The organism is Phyllobacterium sp. (assembly GCF_037994425.1).
Taxonomy (GTDB): Bacteria; Pseudomonadota; Alphaproteobacteria; order Rhizobiales; family Rhizobiaceae; genus Phyllobacterium.
In genome coordinates this window covers 1-18,735 of record NZ_JBBNAM010000366.1, presented here as the reverse complement: position 1 = coordinate 18,735, position 18,735 = coordinate 1, and the positions used below count along the sequence as shown (strand labels likewise).

At 58.0% G+C, this 18,735-nt stretch carries 18 protein-coding genes and 3 pseudogenes; 5 read left to right on the top strand and 16 right to left on the bottom strand.

From position 1 onward, the window contains the following. Nucleotides 1-5: 5 nt before the first annotated feature. The 5 genes from kdpB to AAAB35_RS24485 form a co-directional block, all read right to left on the bottom strand. Nucleotides 6-2,105, bottom strand: a complete 2,100-nt coding sequence (gene kdpB, locus AAAB35_RS24505) for a potassium-transporting ATPase subunit KdpB (RefSeq protein ID WP_340670901.1) — start codon at nucleotides 2,103-2,105, stop codon at nucleotides 6-8. Then, nucleotides 2,102-2,275 (bottom strand): hypothetical protein, encoded by a 174-nt coding sequence (locus AAAB35_RS24500; protein ID WP_340670900.1) that lies wholly within the window; start codon nucleotides 2,273-2,275, stop codon nucleotides 2,102-2,104. Before AAAB35_RS24500 ends, kdpB begins: the two co-directional genes overlap by 4 nt. Before the next feature lie 11 nt (nucleotides 2,276-2,286). Continuing rightward, complete coding sequence (gene kdpA / locus AAAB35_RS24495; RefSeq protein ID WP_340670899.1) at nucleotides 2,287-3,990, bottom strand: potassium-transporting ATPase subunit KdpA; 1,704 nt, start codon at nucleotides 3,988-3,990, stop codon at nucleotides 2,287-2,289. A gap of 119 nt (nucleotides 3,991-4,109) precedes the next feature. After that, nucleotides 4,110-4,199: a K(+)-transporting ATPase subunit F gene (locus AAAB35_RS24490; RefSeq protein WP_340670898.1), complete on the bottom strand. Its 90-nt coding sequence runs from the start codon at nucleotides 4,197-4,199 to the stop codon at nucleotides 4,110-4,112. A 1,055-nt stretch (nucleotides 4,200-5,254) separates the two neighbouring features. After that, on the bottom strand, nucleotides 5,255-6,088 hold the full coding sequence (locus AAAB35_RS24485; RefSeq protein ID WP_340670897.1) for a metal-sensing transcriptional repressor: 834 nt from the start codon (nucleotides 6,086-6,088) through the stop codon (nucleotides 5,255-5,257). Between the two features lie 359 nt (nucleotides 6,089-6,447). Between AAAB35_RS24485 and AAAB35_RS24480 the strand changes: the two genes are divergently transcribed. Continuing rightward, nucleotides 6,448-7,734 carry a divalent metal cation transporter gene (locus AAAB35_RS24480; protein WP_340670896.1) on the top strand — a complete coding sequence of 429 codons (1,287 nt, stop codon included), beginning with the start codon at nucleotides 6,448-6,450 and terminating at the stop codon, nucleotides 7,732-7,734. A 588-nt stretch (nucleotides 7,735-8,322) separates the two neighbouring features. Continuing rightward, nucleotides 8,323-9,192, top strand: coding sequence for a DUF4118 domain-containing protein (locus AAAB35_RS24475; RefSeq protein ID WP_340670895.1), 870 nt, complete (start codon nucleotides 8,323-8,325; stop codon nucleotides 9,190-9,192). Between the two features lie 577 nt (nucleotides 9,193-9,769). Here AAAB35_RS24475 and AAAB35_RS24470 read toward each other — a convergent pair. Then, nucleotides 9,770-10,480, bottom strand: coding sequence for an isoprenylcysteine carboxylmethyltransferase family protein (locus AAAB35_RS24470; protein WP_340670894.1), 711 nt, complete (start codon nucleotides 10,478-10,480; stop codon nucleotides 9,770-9,772). A 74-nt stretch (nucleotides 10,481-10,554) separates the two neighbouring features. Next, nucleotides 10,555-11,019 carry a hypothetical protein gene (locus tag AAAB35_RS24465; protein ID WP_340670893.1) on the bottom strand — a complete coding sequence of 155 codons (465 nt, stop codon included), beginning with the start codon at nucleotides 11,017-11,019 and terminating at the stop codon, nucleotides 10,555-10,557. Nucleotides 11,020-11,081: 62 nt separating this feature from the next. Between AAAB35_RS24465 and AAAB35_RS24460 the strand changes: the two genes are divergently transcribed. Further along, nucleotides 11,082-11,309 carry a hypothetical protein gene (locus tag AAAB35_RS24460; RefSeq protein ID WP_340670922.1) on the top strand — a complete coding sequence of 76 codons (228 nt, stop codon included), beginning with the start codon at nucleotides 11,082-11,084 and terminating at the stop codon, nucleotides 11,307-11,309. Here the strand turns inward: AAAB35_RS24460 and AAAB35_RS24455 are convergent. From AAAB35_RS24455 to AAAB35_RS24415, 9 genes and pseudogenes are all read right to left on the bottom strand, one after another. After that, a pseudogene (locus tag AAAB35_RS24455) lies at nucleotides 11,282-11,392 on the bottom strand (CorA family divalent cation transporter); the annotation flags it as partial. The gene AAAB35_RS24460 and the pseudogene AAAB35_RS24455 sit on opposite strands and share 28 nt — an antisense overlap. 4 nt (nucleotides 11,393-11,396) lie before the next feature. After that, nucleotides 11,397-12,110, bottom strand: a complete 714-nt coding sequence (gene arsH, locus AAAB35_RS24450) for an arsenical resistance protein ArsH (RefSeq protein WP_340670892.1) — start codon at nucleotides 12,108-12,110, stop codon at nucleotides 11,397-11,399. After that, complete coding sequence (gene arsC, locus AAAB35_RS24445; RefSeq protein WP_340670921.1) at nucleotides 12,100-12,528, bottom strand: arsenate reductase (glutaredoxin); 429 nt, start codon at nucleotides 12,526-12,528, stop codon at nucleotides 12,100-12,102. The genes arsH and arsC overlap by 11 nt, the downstream gene beginning before the upstream one ends. Next, nucleotides 12,525-13,223 (bottom strand): MIP/aquaporin family protein, encoded by a 699-nt coding sequence (locus AAAB35_RS24440; protein ID WP_340670891.1) that lies wholly within the window; start codon nucleotides 13,221-13,223, stop codon nucleotides 12,525-12,527. The genes arsC and AAAB35_RS24440 overlap by 4 nt, the downstream gene beginning before the upstream one ends. An 8-nt stretch (nucleotides 13,224-13,231) precedes the next feature. Beyond that, a pseudogene (gene arsN2, locus AAAB35_RS24435) lies at nucleotides 13,232-13,621 on the bottom strand (arsenic resistance N-acetyltransferase ArsN2); the annotation flags it as partial. Nucleotides 13,622-13,666: 45 nt separating this feature from the next. After that, nucleotides 13,667-14,164 (bottom strand): annotated as a pseudogene (locus tag AAAB35_RS24430) (arsenate reductase ArsC); the annotation flags it as partial. After that, nucleotides 14,157-14,513: a helix-turn-helix transcriptional regulator gene (locus AAAB35_RS24425; RefSeq protein ID WP_340670890.1), complete on the bottom strand. Its 357-nt coding sequence runs from the start codon at nucleotides 14,511-14,513 to the stop codon at nucleotides 14,157-14,159. The pseudogene AAAB35_RS24430 and the gene AAAB35_RS24425, both read right to left, overlap by 8 nt. A gap of 94 nt (nucleotides 14,514-14,607) precedes the next feature. Next, on the bottom strand, nucleotides 14,608-17,073 hold the full coding sequence (locus AAAB35_RS24420; RefSeq protein ID WP_340670889.1) for an arsenate reductase (azurin) large subunit: 2,466 nt from the start codon (nucleotides 17,071-17,073) through the stop codon (nucleotides 14,608-14,610). 13 nt (nucleotides 17,074-17,086) lie between these two features. Then, a complete protein-coding gene (locus AAAB35_RS24415; protein WP_340670888.1) occupies nucleotides 17,087-17,620 on the bottom strand; it encodes an arsenate reductase (azurin) small subunit in 534 nt (177 codons plus the stop codon). A gap of 320 nt (nucleotides 17,621-17,940) precedes the next feature. On the opposite strand from AAAB35_RS24415, the gene AAAB35_RS24410 reads away from it, so the two are divergent. Beyond that, entirely contained in the window at nucleotides 17,941-18,564 is a 624-nt protein-coding gene (locus AAAB35_RS24410; RefSeq protein WP_340670920.1) for a gamma-glutamylcyclotransferase, read from the top strand. Further along, the coding region (locus AAAB35_RS24405) for a gamma-glutamylcyclotransferase (RefSeq protein WP_340670887.1) at nucleotides 18,504-18,735 on the top strand (232 nt) is incomplete at its 3' end. The genes AAAB35_RS24410 and AAAB35_RS24405, both read left to right, overlap by 61 nt.

Below are 18,735 nucleotides of genomic sequence, written 5' to 3'. Positions count from 1 at the left end.
ATCCTTTACGCGAGCCCGAGACTGGTGATGACCACGTCGATGGCCTTGATGCCGATGAAGGGTACAATGATGCCGCCGAGGCCATAGATGAGAAGGTTGCGGCTCAGCAGCGCGCCCGCACCGATCGGGCGATACTTCACCCCCTTCAGCGATAGTGGGATGAGCGCGACAATGATTAGCGCATTGAAGATGATTGCCGAGAGGATGGCGCTCTGCGGGCTCTGTAGGCCCATGATATTGAGCGCGCCGAGCTGCGGATAGAACGCCAGGAACATTGCCGGTATAATGGCAAAGTATTTCGCGATATCATTGGCGATGGAGAATGTCGTCAGCGCACCGCGGGTCATCAGCAACTGCTTGCCGATACCGACGATCTCGATGAGCTTGGTCGGATCGCTGTCAAGATCCACCATGTTGCCGGCTTCGCGCGCCGCCATGGTACCAGTGTTCATGGCCACGCCAACATCCGCCTGCGCCAGCGCGGGAGCATCGTTGGTGCCGTCGCCGCACATGGCGACGAGCTTGCCTTTCGCCTGTTCGTCGCGGATGAGCGTCAACTTGTTTTCCGGTGTCGCCTGAGCGAGGAAATCGTCGACGCCGGCTTCCGCCGCAATGGCTGCTGCCGTCAACGGGTTGTCGCCGGTGATCATGACCGTTCTGATGCCCATCTGCCGCAGTTCAGCAAAGCGCTCGCGAATGCCGCCCTTGACGATATCCTTGAGGTGAACGATGCCGAGAAGTTTGCCATCGCGCGCCACGGCGAGCGGCGTGCCGCCGGCCTTGGCGATCTGGTCGGCAATGGCCTGCAGATCGCGAACGGTTGCACCACTCGGGCGTGGAGCAATGCTCGCGACTGCTCCGGCCGTTGCCACAACCGCAGCGGGCGACTGATCGACATAAGCGAGGATGGCTTCGACGGCACCCTTGCGGATCGAGGATCCTTCAATGTCGACACCGCTCATGCGGCTTTGCGCGGTGAACGGCACGAAGTGGGCATGCAGGGTTTGCATGTCGTGGCCGCGTATGTCGTATTTCTCTTTCGCAAGCACCACGATCGAACGGCCTTCAGGCGTTTCGTCAGCGAGTGAGGCGAGCTGGGCGGCCTCGGCGAGGTCCCAGTCCGTTACACCCTTGACCGGGAGAAACTCGGTGGCCTGACGGTTGCCAAAGGTGATCGTGCCGGTCTTGTCGAGCAGCAGGGTATCGACGTCGCCGGCGGCTTCGACGGCGCGTCCGGACATGGCAAGCACATTGAATTGGATCAGCCGGTCCATGCCGGCGATACCGATCGCCGACAGCAGTGCGCCGATCGTCGTCGGGATCAATGTCACGAACAGGGCGACCAGTACCACGATCGGAATGGCACCGCCTGCATAGCTGGCAAAGCTAGGGATGGTCGCCGTAGCAAGGACGAAGATCAGCGTCATGCCGGCGAGCAGAATGTTCAGGGCAATCTCGTTGGGTGTCTTTTGCCGTTCCGCACCTTCAACGAGCGCAATCATCCGGTCGATGAAGGTCGAGCCCGCTGCCGCCGTAATGCGCACACGCAGCCAGTCCGAGAGCACTTGCGTGCCCCCCGTGACAGCCGAGCGATCGCCACCCGACTCGCGGATGACGGGAGCGGATTCGCCGGTGATCGCCGACTCGTTGACCGAGGCGACACCTTCGATGACTTCACCATCGGAGGGAACAATGTCGCCGGCTTCAACGAAGACAAGGTCGCCGACCTTCAGGCTGGTGCCGGGCACCAGTTTGAAGCTGGTACTGTTCTCATCGGAGAGCAGCTTTGCCTGGGTCTCGGTCCGGGTCTTGCGCAGCGAATCCGCCTGCGCCTTGCCACGGCCTTCTGCGACCGCTTCTGCGAAATTGGCAAAGAGCACGGTAAACCAGAGCCAGAGGATGATCTGGAAGGTGAATCCGAGGCTTTGTCCCCCAGTCGCCACGTCTTTGAGGAAAAGTACCGTGGTCAAGAATGAAACCACGGCGACAACAAACATCACCGGATTTCTGGCGAGACTGCGCGGGTTCAGCTTTCTGAAAGCGCCACCGATGGCGGGTAACAATATGCGAGAATCCATAAGGCTCGCGGATTTGGACTGGCTCATGAGAGACTCCAGCTATAAAGATGAATGAGGGCATATGCGGCGAGCCAGATCAACAGCGTCATCAGCGTCATGCCGACGATGATGTCCGAGGCGCGCACGCGCTTGGCAGCGCCCCGCGCCAATTTTCTGGCGCGGGTTTGCGGGTTGAATTGCAGGTAACCGTGACGCATGGCGGGCTCCATCAGAACGTCTGACCGAGACCGATGGCGAGGTGTTCGACAATCGGTCCGACGGCGAGCGCCGGAAAGAAGGTAAGACCGCCAACGATCAGGATGACACCGACAAGCAGGCCAACGAACAGTGAGCCATGTGTCGGGAACGTGCCGGCGGATTCCGGAACCGTCTTCTTCACAACCAGCGAACCTGCGATCGCCAAAGCCGGGATGATGACAAAGAACCGGCCCATCCACATTCCGGTGCCGAGTGTGAGGTTGTACCAGGGCGTATTGCCGGTCAGCCCACCGAAAGCCGAACCATTGTTTGCGGCTGCCGAGGTGTAGGCGTAGAGGATTTCGGAGAAGCCGTGCGGGCCGGCATTGGCGATAGACGCGACCGCGGATGGCAGAATACTGGCAATCGCCGTGAAGCCCAGCATCGCCAAAGGCAGACACAGGACAGCCAGCATGGCCATCTTGACTTCCTTGGCCTCGATTTTTTTTCCGAGATACTCAGGCGTGCGCCCGACCATCAGACCGGCCACGAAGACGGCAATGATCACATAGAGCAGGATGCCATAAAAGCCGGCACCGACACCACCAAAGATCACTTCGCCGAGCATCATATTAATGAGCGGGATCATGCCGCTGATCGCCATGAAGCTGTCATGCATGGCATTGACGGCACCGCACGACGCAGCAGTCGTAATTACGGCAAACAGCGCAGAAAGGGGGATGCCGAAGCGTGCTTCCTTGCCCTCCATGTTGCCGCCATCAATGCCGAGTGCATGTACCAGTGGATTACCGGCGGCCTCACCCCAATAACAGACGGCTACGCCGGCGACGAACAGCGCGCCCATGGCAGCGAAGATCGCCCAGCCCTGGCGCTGGTTGCCGGCCATGCGGCCGAACACATTGGTCAAGGCTGCACCGATCGCGAAGATCGTCACCATCTGAATCAGGTTGGAGATGGCATCGGGATTTTCGAAGGGATGCGCCGAATTGGCGTTAAAGAAGCCGCCGCCATTGGTGCCGAGCATCTTGATGGCGAGCTGCGAGGCAACCGGGCCGACGGCGATCGTCTGCTTGGCGCCTTCCAGTGTTGTCGCCTCGATATAGGTTCCCAGTGTTTGCGGAACGCCGAGGTAAACATAGACGAGCGTCAGGACGATACAAAGTGGCAGCAGGATATAGAGCGTGCAACGGGTCAGATCGACCCAGAAGTTGCCGATCGACTTGCCTGACGCACGCGTAAAACCGCGGATCAGTGCTATGGCGATGGCAATGCCGCTTGCCGCCGAAACGAAGTTCTGCACGGTGAGCCCGGCCATTTGCACGAGATAGGACATCGTGCTTTCGCCGCCATAATTCTGCCAGTTGGTGTTTGTGACGAAGCTTACGGCCGTATTGAACGCAAGATTGGGTTCAGTCGCGCCCATTCCCGCGGGATTGTAGGGCAAGCCGCCCTGGAGCCGTTGCAGAAGATAAAGAACGATAAACCCCGCCAGGCTGAAAAACAGCAGCGCGGCCGTGTATGTCGTCCAATGCTGTTCCTCGCGTTCGCTTGTGCCGGCGAGACGGTAAAGGCCCCGCTCAAGTGGGACGAAAACGGGCGAGAGCAATGTCCGCTCGCCGTTGAAGACACGCGTCATGTAACCGCCGAGCGGTTTGACGAGCAAAATGATGATCCCGCAGTAAACGAGGATCTGTATCCAACCGTTGAGAGTCATGGGTAAAGCTTTCCAAGCCTGACATCAGCGCATAACCCGGAAAGTCGACCTCGATCTCCGGAAAAGCGTTATACGCAATTCAAAGTGTTGTGCATTCGATCGGACGCGCCGTCTTGCGATCAGAAACGCTCCGGGCGCAGAAGCGCGTAAGTTAGGTAGACAAGCAGGAACAGTGTCACAGCCCCGCCGAGGATATAGTCGACAGTCATTTTGCCGATCCTCCGGTTAAAGATTGTCGCAGGCTTTGGTGTAAGCCAGTGACAGGATTAAGAACAAAATGCCCATCCCGAGAACAACGATGTCCATCGTCGATAACTCCTTTTTCCATGACCGCGTTACACGTCCGATTGGGCGTGAAAGCACGCAGCAAAACTGCACGGTTCCAAAATCAGATCGATCTTGAATTACGCGCCGATTGTCCCGTGCGTGCCCGATCACTCGGGCTCGCAGGGACGTGAATAACTCAATCAGTTCCCGCTCAAGACATGATTGCCCAAGCTTGGTGATCGCGCGGAGTATGACTCAAAATGAGATTTGAATTCGAGATGGCGTCAATAGGTTTGATATAAAGATACTATAAGGATTTATTGACCTGATGCCACTTGAGACCGTTCTGATCTTCGCGCTTCGCAGCTACGATCTCCAGATGCGTCACCGAACTCTTGACGGTTAATCTCGTTGGAACATTCGCATAGTCTCCCATCTACTATCCGGTTCGGATAACAGCTCCTACGCGACCACCTCAGCCGCCGCCATCAGCTTGTGGCGAGCCAGCTGCCCAGTAAGATAACCGCCACTCCAGCCAAGATAACGAGCCACAGGCGCACGAAGACACCGAGCTCCTCGCGGTAACCCGCGGGAATGACCTCTGGGTTGCGGGGTGGCAATGAAACGCGCCTTTCATGCTGCAAATGCTGGGTTGCATAATAAATTCCCGAGCGCGGAAGCATCTTGTCATCCTTCTTGTTCCGGTACCGTGCATTGGTGCGGCAGGAACACGCCGAACACGGGCAATTGCACCATCGCAAGATAGAAGAGAACGGATTTTTTTTCGATTGGACCGAAATATAGAAGACATAAGAATGCTATATTGATTTGTGCTATATAGTATAAATATATACCTATTTGTTATGTTCAGGACATTTGTGCCCGCCGGCGCCATGATAGTGCCCATGTCCGCCATGGGAATGGCCGTGATCTTGGTCGCCAAAGCAAAACCAAGCGCGAAGAGTTTGGTTGAGAGCGGCTAACGATACCGACTTGCTCATAGGAATTTCGTGATCGCCTTGAGTTCAGAGAGTTGATCGCGCTGATCAGAGCCGGCTGCGCCAACCAGACAATGGTCGATATGATCACGGATGAACGTATCCTTGGCGCTCGCCAATGCGCTGGTCGCGGCCGCGGGCTGTTGGGCGACATCCACACAAGAGCGTTTGGATTTAATCATCGCGACAATGCTCCGCACCTGAAGACTGGTCAACGGGTCCAGTCTACGGGCGATGAGTGCCGGCGTCCGGTTTCTGCTTGCTTGCAGGCTGTTGCTTGGATGAACAGAAGGGCAACCTTGCGTGACATTGCGAACTTTGCTGCGGAACGCCTTGTGCGAGAACCTGTCTAGGGCCCCGCCCACACGCTCCAGGATGTCCGCCATTCTGTTGATCATCGCCTCCAGAATGCCGAGCATGGCCATTTCGCCGGACGTACAGGCCGGGCCGCCCGGTTTCTGGATTCTCTGGGCGAAAAAAGTAAAGGGCATTGGTTCAGAATAGCGGACGGTAACGAGACTGCCGCCCTTCAACACGAAGGTGATGGGTGTCTTTGCGGGCTCTCCCGAGTCAAGTTCGCTTAGAGCCGTGACCGTCATGAACTCCGCGTCTTTTCCATTGTAGAGGCGCGCCGAGGGTTCGATTTCGTCCATTTCCGCCCGTGTCGGAAAGGAAACCGACAGGCACTGCTCGACATAATTGTCTTCCTTGCGGGTCGGTTTGTAGAGGTCATACCAGATGGCTCCCAACTGGCATGCCGGTAATACCTCACCTTCGGTATGGATCGCGGAAGACAGGATCCGATCGCTCTCTTGCGTATAGATGCTCAGCATACGAAACCCCTTTCGGCAGCGCTTACGGCCAGCGAGCAGGAGCCTTGCTGATCAGGCGTCCCGCAGTGCCAGCGAATGTGTCAATCGACTTCGACAGTCGGCGTCCATTGTCTATATCCTTGAATTCGGTGACGGATCATAAGACCATTGCCTGATCGTGCTATGGGGCGATGGCGTGCCCAAGTCAATGCATATGGGGGCGCAGGCGGTTTTGGACTCCATGACCCGAAATCCTGATACGCTCAACACATGCTTGTCTAAGGGCCAAGCTTTGTGACAGCCTTTGTCATTCGGATGGTCGTGATGCTTGTCAACGTGGAAGCATTCGTCTTGCAAGCGGTTTTTGGAGGTGAGCATCAATGGAGCCCTCGACCCCGGCCTCGCCTGTCGAACCGCCCCTGCGCACCCGCACCAGCTTTTTGCGAACACTAGGCCCCGGGCTCATCACGGGCGCAGCCGATGACGATCCGAGCGGTATCGCCACCTACAGCCAGGTCGGTGCGCAGTTTGGCTATTCGCTCGCCTGGACGATACCATTCAGCTTTCCTCTCCTGGCGGTGACGCAAGGGATCAGTGCCGGCATTGGGGCTGTGACAGGGCAAGGCATCGCTCAGAACCTTCGACGACACTATTCGCCCTGGGTGTTGCGTTTCGCGGTGCTTCTTCTGCTCATCGCCAACACTATCAACCTTGGCGCAGACCTCAGCGCCATGGGGGCAGCACTGGAATTGCTCGTCGGCGGCTCGCATCATCTTTATGCCGTGGTCTTCGCGCTCACCTGCGTCTTTCTTGAAATTTTCATCAGCTACAATCGCTACGTCAACGTGCTTAAATGGCTGACCTTGTCGCTTCTGGCCTATGTGGCAGTGGTGCTGTCGGTGAACGTGCCGTGGAGCAAGGCACTGTATGATTTGCTCGTACCGCAAATCACCTTTGACAGCGACCATGCTATGGCATTGATTGCCATCCTTGGCACCTCCATCAGTCCCTACCTCTTTTTCTGGCAAGCGGGTGAGGAGGTCGAGGAGCAGCATCGGCGACACCGACTGCGCCTTAGTGCCAACTCTCACGCTGCCGGACCGGAGCTTGCACGCATTCGCGGCGATACCCTATTCGGAATGGGTTTTTCCCATCTTGTGGCCATGTTCATCATCATTGCCACTGCAGCGACGCTTAATGCCAACGGGATAACGCAGATTGAGACTTCATCTCAGGCGGCCGAGGCCCTTCGTCCGATTGCCGGCGACTTTGCGTTCGCCGTTTTCGCGATCGGCATTATCGGAACCGGGCTGTTGGCCGTGCCTGTTCTCGCCGGATCCGCAGCCTATGCCGTGGCGGAAATGTTTCGCTGGCCCGAAGGACTGGATCGGCGTCCCCGCGAAGCCAAGGCTTTCTACGCCACCATCGCGGCCGCGACGCTCGGCGGCGTCACCTTGACGTTCGTTGGCCTGGACCCGATCCGGGCGCTTTACTGGAGCGCGGTGATCAACGGGATTCTCGCGGCGCCCCTGATGGCAATCATGATGGCAATCGCCATGAATCCGCGGATCATGGGCCGGCTGACCTTGCCCCGTTGGATGGTGTTCGGCGGCAGCCTGGCTACGCTGGTCATGGCGTTGGCCTCCATAGGGTTTTTCGTCCTGTGAGCTGCTGGTACCGACGTAGACATGTCGAGAAGGAACTGACCATTCTGGAGTGCGCCGCATCGCATCTAATTGGCTCGAGCGGGACCGCCGACGAAGACCGACCCCTCCGCCGACTATCTCTTCAGGGGATGTGAAACGCAATCCTGTCTACCGGTGGGGTCAGGCACCACTATTTATTCCACTCAGAGGCAATTACAGCACGACAGAAGCTCGCGGCAGGCTTACCAATTTACGCGATTCATTTGCAGACAAAATGAGCGCGCTAAAATGGAATGCAGGCTCGTGTCACTCAATCTGGGGACAGGTGCGGTTAATCCGGGCACGCATCATTTTTCGGTTGCAACTAATCTGGGCAGGAAATCGTCTGAATTGCCGGTACGCCACATTTCGAATGCGAGCCGCTACAATTAGGTGTCGGCCGGTGTTCGCCTTGCTCCTTCCCGGATGCAAGCTCGATGGGAGATATCGGTGGATTCGCATTTCTTGCGGCCCGCGCGCGACTGGAGTGGTATACTCCACGAGCTTATCGCGGCCCCGGCCCCATGGTAAAGGTCTGGCATGGCGCGTTATTGGGCAGGAGTTTAACCAATGACCAGTGTTAAATCGCAGCGACAACCGGACATTCCAGCGCTGCCGGATAATGATCCGCTTTCGGGCTCTGCAGCATCCGGGGATCCTGGTGTGGTGGGCTATGTTGCTTCGTTTGTCATGACCGCCGTGGCGACGATCGTGGCCATTGGGGTCGACCGGGGAGTGACAATCCCGAACCTCTCCCTCGTATTCGTAGTGCCGGTAATCATCGCGGGCGTTGGCTTCGGCCTGGGGCCCTCCCTCGGCTCGGCCGTACTTGGTGCTCTCGCCTACAATTTCTTTTTGACAGAGCCCCGTTACACACTGGTTGTCAACGATCCGGCAAACATCTGGGCGATTGGTCTGCTTTTTCTCGTCGGACTGATCGTGAGTGGCGTTGCCTTCACCGCCAGACGGAGGGCGGCCGATGCAGCGTTCCTGAGAAAGCAGGCATCTATCCTGCAAGGCTACAGCCGCGACGTCGTGGTAGCCGACAATGCGCAGGCGATCGTCTCAATAACGGCACAAGCTCTGGCAGTACTCTTCCAAGTTCCTGTCGTCGTGATGCTGATGACTGAGAGCGAGGTGGTTTCCGTCAAAATTCTTGGCGGCGTAGAGCCGATGGAGGCCGAATTCGAGGCGGCACGATCGTCGTTGAGGACGGGAACCGTCACGCCCGCTGGGCTCTATCCGACTTTATCCTCACGCTTTGACTTTTGGCCCGTGGCACCTTCGGTGGGCGAGCGCGCTGTCATTGGCCTTGCATTCGACCCCGATGAACGTCCTTCAGCGCCCGATACGTGGGTCGACATCGTTGGTGGTGTTTTCGCGCTGGCGCTTTACCGCCAGCATTACTGGGTTAGCCGCAATGTCCGGCCGGCAAGCTGAACGAAAGGCAGCCATGCAGAAGGAAGGTTAGCAATCAAACATTGCGGTTCTTCCGAACCATGGCGAAGTGCATCCGCGACTGAATAGCGATCGTATCGGCGGTGACTTTGCAATACTGGAAACGTCGGCGCCCGGTTTCGTTGCATGGCTTTCATTTTGTGCCGACGAATACGTCCTTCTTCGCCGAACAAACCGACCTTGACTGTGAGGTCTATCGGCTCGGGCACCTGCTCAAACAGATTTGCCCGATGGCGCCGACACTGAGGATCGTCGCATAGAACAAAAGCCGGGTCAGCATTTTCATCGACGTTTATTGTCTGCGCCCGCGCAGCCGAACTGAAAAAGCTTGCGCACTTGGCTGTATGTCTCAAGGTAGCTTTTGCATTTGTGGATATTTTGAGTGCGTTGAGCTTATCAAGAGGGTGACTGGATGAGCGCCCACCCCGCCCCCGTGCGCGCGATCCCTGGCTCGACATGGGATCGGTGAAACTCCCATAACGTACGGCGAGGATTGCCTCAGCTCATGGGGCCAGCAATACGAGGCAGCGTGTCACACCGCGCAAGGCCGCCCCCGCCGTCACCAGACGCCCGGGACCAATCTCCACCGCACGCGACGGGAATATTCGTCATATCCAGGAAGCTCAGCCCGCAACAGCTCGTCTTCCCATGACGTGCGCACGACGAGTAGCACCGCCGCCAGCGCGGCGGGCACGAGCGCCCAAAACGAGCCCAGCGCCAGCGCCATGCCGAAGAACAGGAACAACGCGGCGATATACCCGGGGTGACGTGCGAAACGGTAGGGACCGATATCGATCACACGCTGATGCCGCTCGGACTGGATCCGGACGCCCGGCTCGAAGAATGGATTCACCGCCTGCGCCCACCCGGTCACCGCGATGCCCGCCAGCACGCCGACGTAGCCCGATAGCACCGCCCAGGCCGGAACAGCCGACCAGTGGAACCGCCCGGCATCGAACGCCGCGACCGGCAGGATCGCCGCCATCGCTGGCAGGATGATCGAAAGCAGTGCCTTGTCCCAGCTTTTGGTGCCGGCCTGAAACCGGCTACGCGCGCGGTAGATTACAGAATTGACCCGCGCGAGCACGAGGGCCGAAGCGCCAAAAGCCAAAATCAGAACTGTAAGGAAAATCCATCCGGGTCGCCAGGCGATCGTGCCGGCCGGCAGGAAGATCAATCCAAGCAGCGAAACCGGCAAACCGATCGCATAGGCAATCGCTGTGCTGCGCGACATCGGGCTCGGCTCGCGGGGCGTTTCGGTCTGTTCCATGTTACTCACTCATTCGACGAATTTTTCCCAAAACCGGCTTTAGCCCAGGCGGGAACGCCGATCGATCGTGTCGATCAGGATCGTGGCTTCTTCACGCGCCACTGCCCGAGCGCTGTCTCCATAGCCTGGCGTATCGCCAGGTAGAATTCCGCCATTTCGTCGAGGCGGTGCCGTGTTGCTCCCGATGCGACGGTGCCCGCGCCGTTCTTGAGAAGATTGGCGAGCGCATCGAGCAGGCGGTTTTGTTCCGTCAGCATGCCCTCGTAATTGTCTGACACGGCGTACAAGGCGCGCTTGCTTCCGCGCTCGCCGTGGCGCCGGGCGAGCATATATGCCTCCAGCAATCGCGCGGCGACGCTAGCGCTGCTCTTGCTGATCTCGAGGTCGGCTGTGATGTGATCGAGGCTGACCGGCTCGGCGCAGAGCAGCAGATAGCCGTAAAGCCGCGCTGCTGTCTGGGGCACGCCCCAGGGCATTAGCAACCGTGCCGCATCCTCGATGAAGCGTTGCTCGGTGGTCGTCATGCGCTTGTTTGACATATTCGGCATGTCCCGAATATAACGTTTATAGAACGCATGTCCAATAACAGGACGCTGCAAAGATGGGGCCCCTGTTCTCCTTTGCGGCCAGCGCGCTCGCAATCATCGCCGGCAAGATCGCCGGTGTCGAACGTAGCGATCTGCCAGCGGCGGAGACATGTGGCATGCGAAGCGCCAAGGGATGCAGTAGCGATCAGACGAAAATGATCCATGCTGATTGCGACCGAGGCGACGACCACCACGCGCGCCACATACCCACGCCTCAAAGCCAGCCGCGCCGCTTGAAATAGAGATAAGGCAGAACCGCGGACAGAATCATCAGTACAAACGCCCAAGGGTAGCCGAACACCCATTTCAATTCGGGCATGTACTCACCCTTAAACCGCACTCTTGAGATTCACCCGCTTTTCCAGCTCGACTGCGCTCTCCTTGCGCTCGCTGTAGCGGTCGGTGAGATACCCCGAGACATCGCGCGTCAGCAGCGTGAACTTGACCAACTCCTCCATCACGTCCACGACCCGGTCGTAGTAAGAAGACGGTTTCATGCGACCATGCTCGTCGAATTCCTGATAGGCTTTGGCAACGGATGACTGGTTGGGAATTGTAATCATGCGCATCCAGCGTCCCAGCACCCGCATCTGGTTGACAGCGTTGAACGACTGTGAACCACCCGAGACCTGCATGACCGCAAGCGTGCGCCCTTGGGTCGGCCGAATAGCGCCAATCGCAAGCGGTATCCAGTCGATCTGCGACTTCATAACCCCGGACATGGCACCGTGCCGCTCGGGGCTGGTCCATACCTGGCCTTCAGACCAAAGCGACAATTCCCGCAGCTCCTTAACCTTCGGATGATCGGTTGGTGCGCCATCCGGAAGCGGAAGCCCGGCGGGATCATAGATCCGGGTCTCGGCACCGAAGTGTTCGAGCAGCCGTGCCGCCTCCTGCGTCAGTAGCCGGCTGTAGGACACTTTGCGCAAGGAACCGTAGAGCAGGAGGATGCGTGGACGGTGCACTGAGCGCGGAGCGGAGAGCTTGGAAGCATCCGGCACCTGCAGCTCGGCTACGGAGACATTGGGCAAATCAGACAACACGCTTTCCTTCGCTGTCGATGACGACCTCGCCGTCTTCCTTGGTGAAAGGAGCGTTCTGCGGGACTGGCAGTATCTCGAGAACCACCTCGGATGGACGGCTGAGGCGCACCCCTTTATCAGTGACGACGAAGGGGCGGTTTATCAGAATCGGATGCGCCTCCATTGCATCGAGCAATTGCTCATCCGTCAGCGATGGGTTGTCGAGGCCGAGCTCGGCATAGGGCGTGCCTTTTTCGCGGATCGCTTGCCGAACCGTGAGGCCGGCGCTGCGGATCAGGTTCTTCAGTTCCTGGCGGCTCGGCGGCGTCTTCAGATACTCGATGATCGTCGGCTCGATGCCCGCATTGCGGATCATGGCCAGCGCGTTTCGCGACGTGCCGCATTGCGGATTGTGGTAGATGGTGACGTTCATGGTTATGCAGCACCTTTCAGTTTGATGAGCGTTTCGGACTTGGCGCTCGATTCCGCCAGCATCCATCTGGCCAGCACCATCGCGATCAGCGCGCCGAGGAGTTCTGCAATGATAAAGCCGGGCAAATCGATAGGCCGGATGCCCGCGAAGGTGTTCGACAGCGCACGCGCGATGGCGACGGCGGGATTGGCAAACGATGTCGAGGCGGTGAACCAGTAGGCGGCAGTAATGTAAAGCCCGACCAGCCAGGGAACTGCGTCTGGCCGGAAACGAATACCGGCAAGAATGGTAAAGACGAGACCAAAAGCCGCCACGGCTTCCGCAGTCCACTGCCCGCTCCCGGTGCGGACCGTCGCCGAGATTTCGATGATGGGAAGGTCGAACATGGCGTGAGCCAGAAATGATCCCGCTATACCGCCCGCGATCTGCGCAATGATGTAGAAGATCGCTGCTTTCGGCTCAATCTTTCGCCGGAGTGCGAAGACCATCGTCACTGCCGGATTGAAATGCGCGCCTGAGATTGGACCCAAAATGGTGATCAGCACTACCAGGATCGCGCCAGTCGGGATCGTGTTGCCGAGCAGCGACAGCGCCACATCGTTGGTCAGCCGGTCGGCCATGATTCCGGAACCGACGACGGTAGCAACGAGCATCGCCGTGCCGAGTGCTTCTGCCGCGAGGCGGCGGGACAGGTCGGGCATGGCTTGCCTTAAATAGAAACGGACCGCGTCAGGACGGACGCTGTCGCAGGGCATAGGGTCGTGACCTGTGACGTTGCCATGATCGCGGCGGGCACAGCGGTTCGCTCAATCGGATGGAAGCCGAGTTTGCCGAAAAACGGTGCGGCCTCAGTCGTCAGGACATAACCAGTTTCCGCACCCTGAATGTCGGCATAGCGGAGCAACAGTCGCGTGATCGCGCTGCCGTGTCCGTGCTTTTGCGTTTCGGGCGGCACGGCGATCGAGCGCAGCAGCGCATCCTTGCCATAGAATTCGATACCGCCATATCCGACGCGATTGCCTTGTCGGTCGGAAAAACGAAAAAACTTTCCGCTGGATTGGCCCAAATCTTCAGTCGGAAGCGATGCCGAACGCAAAGTTGCGTCAAATTCATCGTCGATCGGACTTATCTCCTCAGCTTCCAGGCCCTCACGCCGCCCGATGGCTTGCAGCTTCGTAGTCAGCCACAGCCGATCGATGGAGTCGTGCCGCAGGTTGAGGAACGCCATGATCCTGTTTTTCATGTAGCGCGCGGCGAGCGAGAAAGCCCTTTCCTTTTCGATGTCCTTGCCTTCGACGGCGGCAGGATCTTCAATACCCCAGTGAGCGGTCAACGGGTGACCGGGCCAAATCGGGCAGGCCTCTCCCGCTGCGCTGTCGCAAACCGTGAAGATGAAATCCATCTCCGGCGCACCCGGTTCGGCGAATTCGTCCCAGCTTTTCGAACGGAAACCTTCCGTTGGATAGCCGAGCGCATCGAGAACCTTCAACGCAAATGGGTTGACCTCTCCCTTCGGCTGGCTGCCGGCAGAGTACGCGCGAAACCGCCCTTTGCCCTCCGTGTTCAAGATCGATTCTGCCAGGATCGAGCGCGCAGAGTTTCCGGTGCAGAGAAAGAGGACATTGTAGATGCGATCATGCATTGAAGTTCTCCTTGGGCGGGCAGCATGGAACGATGTCGGCAAGCAACGGCGCGCAGATGTCTGGATGCCCTGCGCAGCAATCCTTCAAGAGGAAATTGATGGCTTCGCGCAGGTTCTCGAAGTTGGCTCGGTAAATGATCGAGCGGCTCTGTCGTTCCGAGGAGATCAACCCCGCCCGCGTCAGGATCGCGAGATGGGTGGACATGGTGTTCTGAGGAACGTCCAGGACGCGCGACACCTCGCCAGCGGCAATGCCGCCCGGCTCATGCAACACGATGAGCTTGAACGCGTCCATGCGCGTTGTCTGTGCAAGAGCCGAAAATGCTTCGATCGTCTTATCTTTTTCCATATATCGAGAATTACAGATGCAACGAGAAAGAGTCAATATGCGAGGCGAGCTACCCGCGTTTGTGCCCGTTGAGCGGGCACGAACGCACGGTGCATCACGCCGTCGAATATTGGTTCGACTTGAACGACAGATGCTTGACGTTCTCCGGGGCGTCCGAAATTTTCCGAATGTTGGCCCAGGTCTGCTTGTAGTTGGGAAGCACCAATTCGTTGGTCCCAGCGTTGATCACATTGCCGACTGCGCCTGTCGGGTAGCCAAACAACATGAATGTCTCGCCCTTGCGGGCCGTCGGCGTCGGATAGACAATGGCCTGCGTCGAGCCGCTTTCGTTGTAGATTTCAACGAGGTCGCCATTACCGATGCTGAGCTCCTTCATGTCATCGGGACTCATTTCGATGAATGGATACGGCCAATGATCCATCACGAACTCATTTTCCTGGTCTAGGAACGCACTCTGCCAGATGAGGTTTGTGCGACCGTTGTTGATGAGGAATTTGTTGTTCTTTTTCTGGTCTTCCTTTCCCGGTGCCTGCAAACCTCGCCACTTGGTCTCGAGGAAAGTCGCCTTCCCGTCCTTCGTTCCGAACTTTCCGTCGGTATAGAGACGTTTGGTTCCTACGATCTTGCCGCCTTCAAAGGCGGTGGCCGGTTCCTGGAATCCATTGTTGCCCATCGCCCGAAGTCGGTCATATGTGACGAATTCACCTCCTTTGGCATTTTTGGTATAGCCATCGATGAATGCGTCTTCCTCAGACTTCCAGTCATAGCCCTTGAACTGGTCGGCGTATTTGGCATCGCCCATCTGACGAAGGACCCGCTCCATGTTTTGTGCCAGGCCGGCCGCGATCATGCAGTCAGGTTTGGATACACCGGGCGGATCCATGTAGCGCTCGACGAGTCGCATCCGCCGCTCACCGTTCATCGACGTCAGGTTCATTTCGCCCGATTCAGCCGCCGGCAACCATACATGGCTCGCGACACCGATCTTCGTCGGGATAATGTCGACATCGACCGAGAACAGACCGCCTGCATCGATTGCCGCGACGATCGCGTTCACCAAAGCTTCCTTGTCGCCGTAAGCGACACTGTTCATGGCGTCTTTCACAAGGTCGGTACGCTTCTTGTAGACGCGGTTGAACTCGTGCGCATTGAGCGTCGTCTTGTAGTGGTCGCAGGCCCAGATGTGGTGGACACCGCCCTTGCCTTCGATCAGCAACTTGTCGACGTAGGCGGCGGGCTTCCCCACATGGGCATCTGACGGTCGGACATACCCTTCCTGGTGCCCGCCCATACGCACGCATCCGCCGCCTTCGCGGCCGACATTGCCGGTCGCCAGCGCGACATTCACGAGAGCGGCGTTGGTGCGATAGTTGTCGTTGCCCCAGATCAGGCCCTTCTCGTAGGCGAACATCGTGCGCCGCCGCTTTCCGCCCTCCTTGGGTTCGGCGATCCAGGACGCGGACTGTTTGATCTGGTCGACAGTGAGACCCGTTATCGTGGCGGCTTCCTCCAGCGTCGTCTTGTTCTTCGTGACGGCATCTTCGAAGCCACTCGTGGACTTGGCGATGAAGTCCTTGTCGGTCCACCCCTGTTCGGCAACATACGTGAGCCAAGCATTGAACAGCACCATGTCCGTTCCGGAATTGATCGCCAGATGCATGACTTTGTCAGAGCCAGCCTCCGCTTCGGCCGCGTTTACGGAGACCGTTCGCCGCGGGTCGACGAAAATGATCCTTGCGCTCTCATGCGGCTCGTCGGGCAGCTGGGCCTTTTTCTTGTCGAGCGAAGTTCCACGCAGATTGGGGATCCAGTGGTTGAGGAAGTAGTTCGTCTGCGTTTCCAGCGGATTGTTGCCGACCGAGACGAGGGTGTCCGCCAGTTCGGCGTCCTCATAGCAGTTGTTCAGTTCACCGACCCCCATGTCGCGTGTCGCGTGAACCTCGGAATTGTAGGCCGGCCGGTTATGAATACGGATGTTCTTGATCTTCATGGATTCGAAGTAGAGTTTGCCCGTGCCCCAAGTGTTTTCGTAGCCGCCGGCTGAACCACCATGATCGAAGACCGAGACGAACAGGCCGTCCTCACCCTGTTTCTTGATCACTGCTGCAGTGACGCGTGCGACTAGATCGAGGGCGTCGTCCCATGTCGTCGGCTGCATCTGGCCGTACCGCCATACCATGGGCGTGGTCAGCCGCTGCTGCTGGGTTCCTCGGGCACGACTGAAGCGGGTCTCGCCCATCCTCGCGCCGCGCACCGATCCCAGTCCGGAATTCACTTCGCACGAATGGTCGGGCTTGATGACGATGTGAACGTCCTCGCCGTTCTGTTGAACGATGTTGTACATTGCCGGCGCGTACCATGCGTCGGTCTCGGCGGCCTGCTGTTTTGCAAGGTCGAGGCCGAACACGTTCTTGGCGGGATCGGTTCCGCCCTGCTTGTTAATCGGCCATGTGTATGCGTGATATCCGCACCCCACGATGCAGTAATGACACGTCACATTGTGTTTTTTGGCGTCGGCCGGGATAATCGGCAAACGATCCGTTTGGCGCTTGTATGCCATGATTATCTTCTCCCTAAAGAACGTTGCTCAGACGGCCATAAAGCAGCTCGTCCAGGCCTTCGGCATAAATATCGCCCTTGTCGTCGATACGAAGTGAATACTGGGGCAGATTGGAAGTGGCCTGGCCCCATATCTGTTCCCCTCCCGCTTCCGGGTCGAAAACGGAATAATGGCCGGGGCAATTGAATGTCCGCTTGTCGGCAGAATAATTGAGGGGAAAGCCCTTGTGGGGGCATGTGACCGTAAAGCCGACGATATCTCCGTCGGGTCCCGCACCTCCCGGTACTTTCTTGCCGAGCTTCAAGAGAACCCCCGGGGCGTCATTGTCGGGATAGGCCACGTCGAAGGGTTCGTTGACCTTGAGTTCTTTCACGTTCCCCAGCTTGTTTGACGGGTACTCAACCCTCGCCGGCCCGCTCCCGGTTGCCGTTGCCGCTTTGGATTCGCCGGGCATCGAGACAGCCACAGCTGCTCCCGCCACAGCGTATGTGCTGCCCCTAAGAAATTGACGTCGCCCTATGTCGACCAGTTTGCTGCAACGAGGCATCTGTTCCTCCCGTACCGTTGTGTCTACGATTCAGGAGCAAGAGCCGTGCCAATTCATGAGCTGGGCAAAATGTTCGACTGATAGGAGGCTTTCAGACTTGCGAACCGACCAAAATGTCCGGAAATCCGGACGTCGCTGGAAATGGAGTTCAGGTTTCCGAACAATCCGCCGTTTTGCAGCAAACACGCGCTGGGAACCGCGAAAGTTAGTGAACAGAATAAAATAAGAAAAGTTTGTTCCGCAACGAAAGTCATGAATACTTCGCAATAAATTCCCTTTGGGCCGAGCGAGGGTCAGGTTCTGGCGAACCGCGCGCAGAAATGGCCTGTAGGGCCATCGGAATACACGGTCGTCCCATACGGGTCCCCAGGAATGGCTCGGATGGCGCGCCGATCTTTGCTTTCAAGTGGTCAATCGGCGCTCTTTCGTACCGTGCGGAGACTTCAACCATGCAGGGCAGACCAAGATCGCTTAACTTGACCCCGGCCCTCGTCGCACGGGTCCATCGCGCGATCGAAGACGGCGGCATGGAACCAGGTGTGGAGCTTCACAACGATGCGAACTATGACGATTGGGTGACGCGGATCATCAAGACCCATCCCGCTCCGGGTTCACCAAGTCTCCTCTTCGCGTATGGCTCATTGATATGGAAGCCGGAGATCGAACATGTCGGCGAACAAATATGCGTTGCTCGAGGTTGGCATCGTTCTTTTTGCTTTCGAATGACCCGCTTCCGGGGAACGCCCGAACAGCCTGGCCTTATGATGGCTCTCGACCGCGGAGGGCAGTGCCGGGGTATCCTGTACGAGCTACCGAAGAATGGCCTGCAAGGGCAATTCGGGAAACTGTTTCGCGCGAGTTCAAGTACAAACCTGCTAACAGCATGCCGCGCTGGATCACGGTCGAGACGACCTCTGGCCCAACCCCAGCCTTGGGCTTTGTGATGAACCGCGCTTCACCGCTCTATGCAGGAAATCTCTCTCTCGTAGTTGTTGCGGATGTGTTGGCTCAAGCATGGGGTCACGTGGGTTCAGGGGCAGAATATCTACTCAACACTGTGACGCACCTCGAGGCAAAAGGCATTCAGGACCGCAATCTGTGGCGGCTTCAAGCGC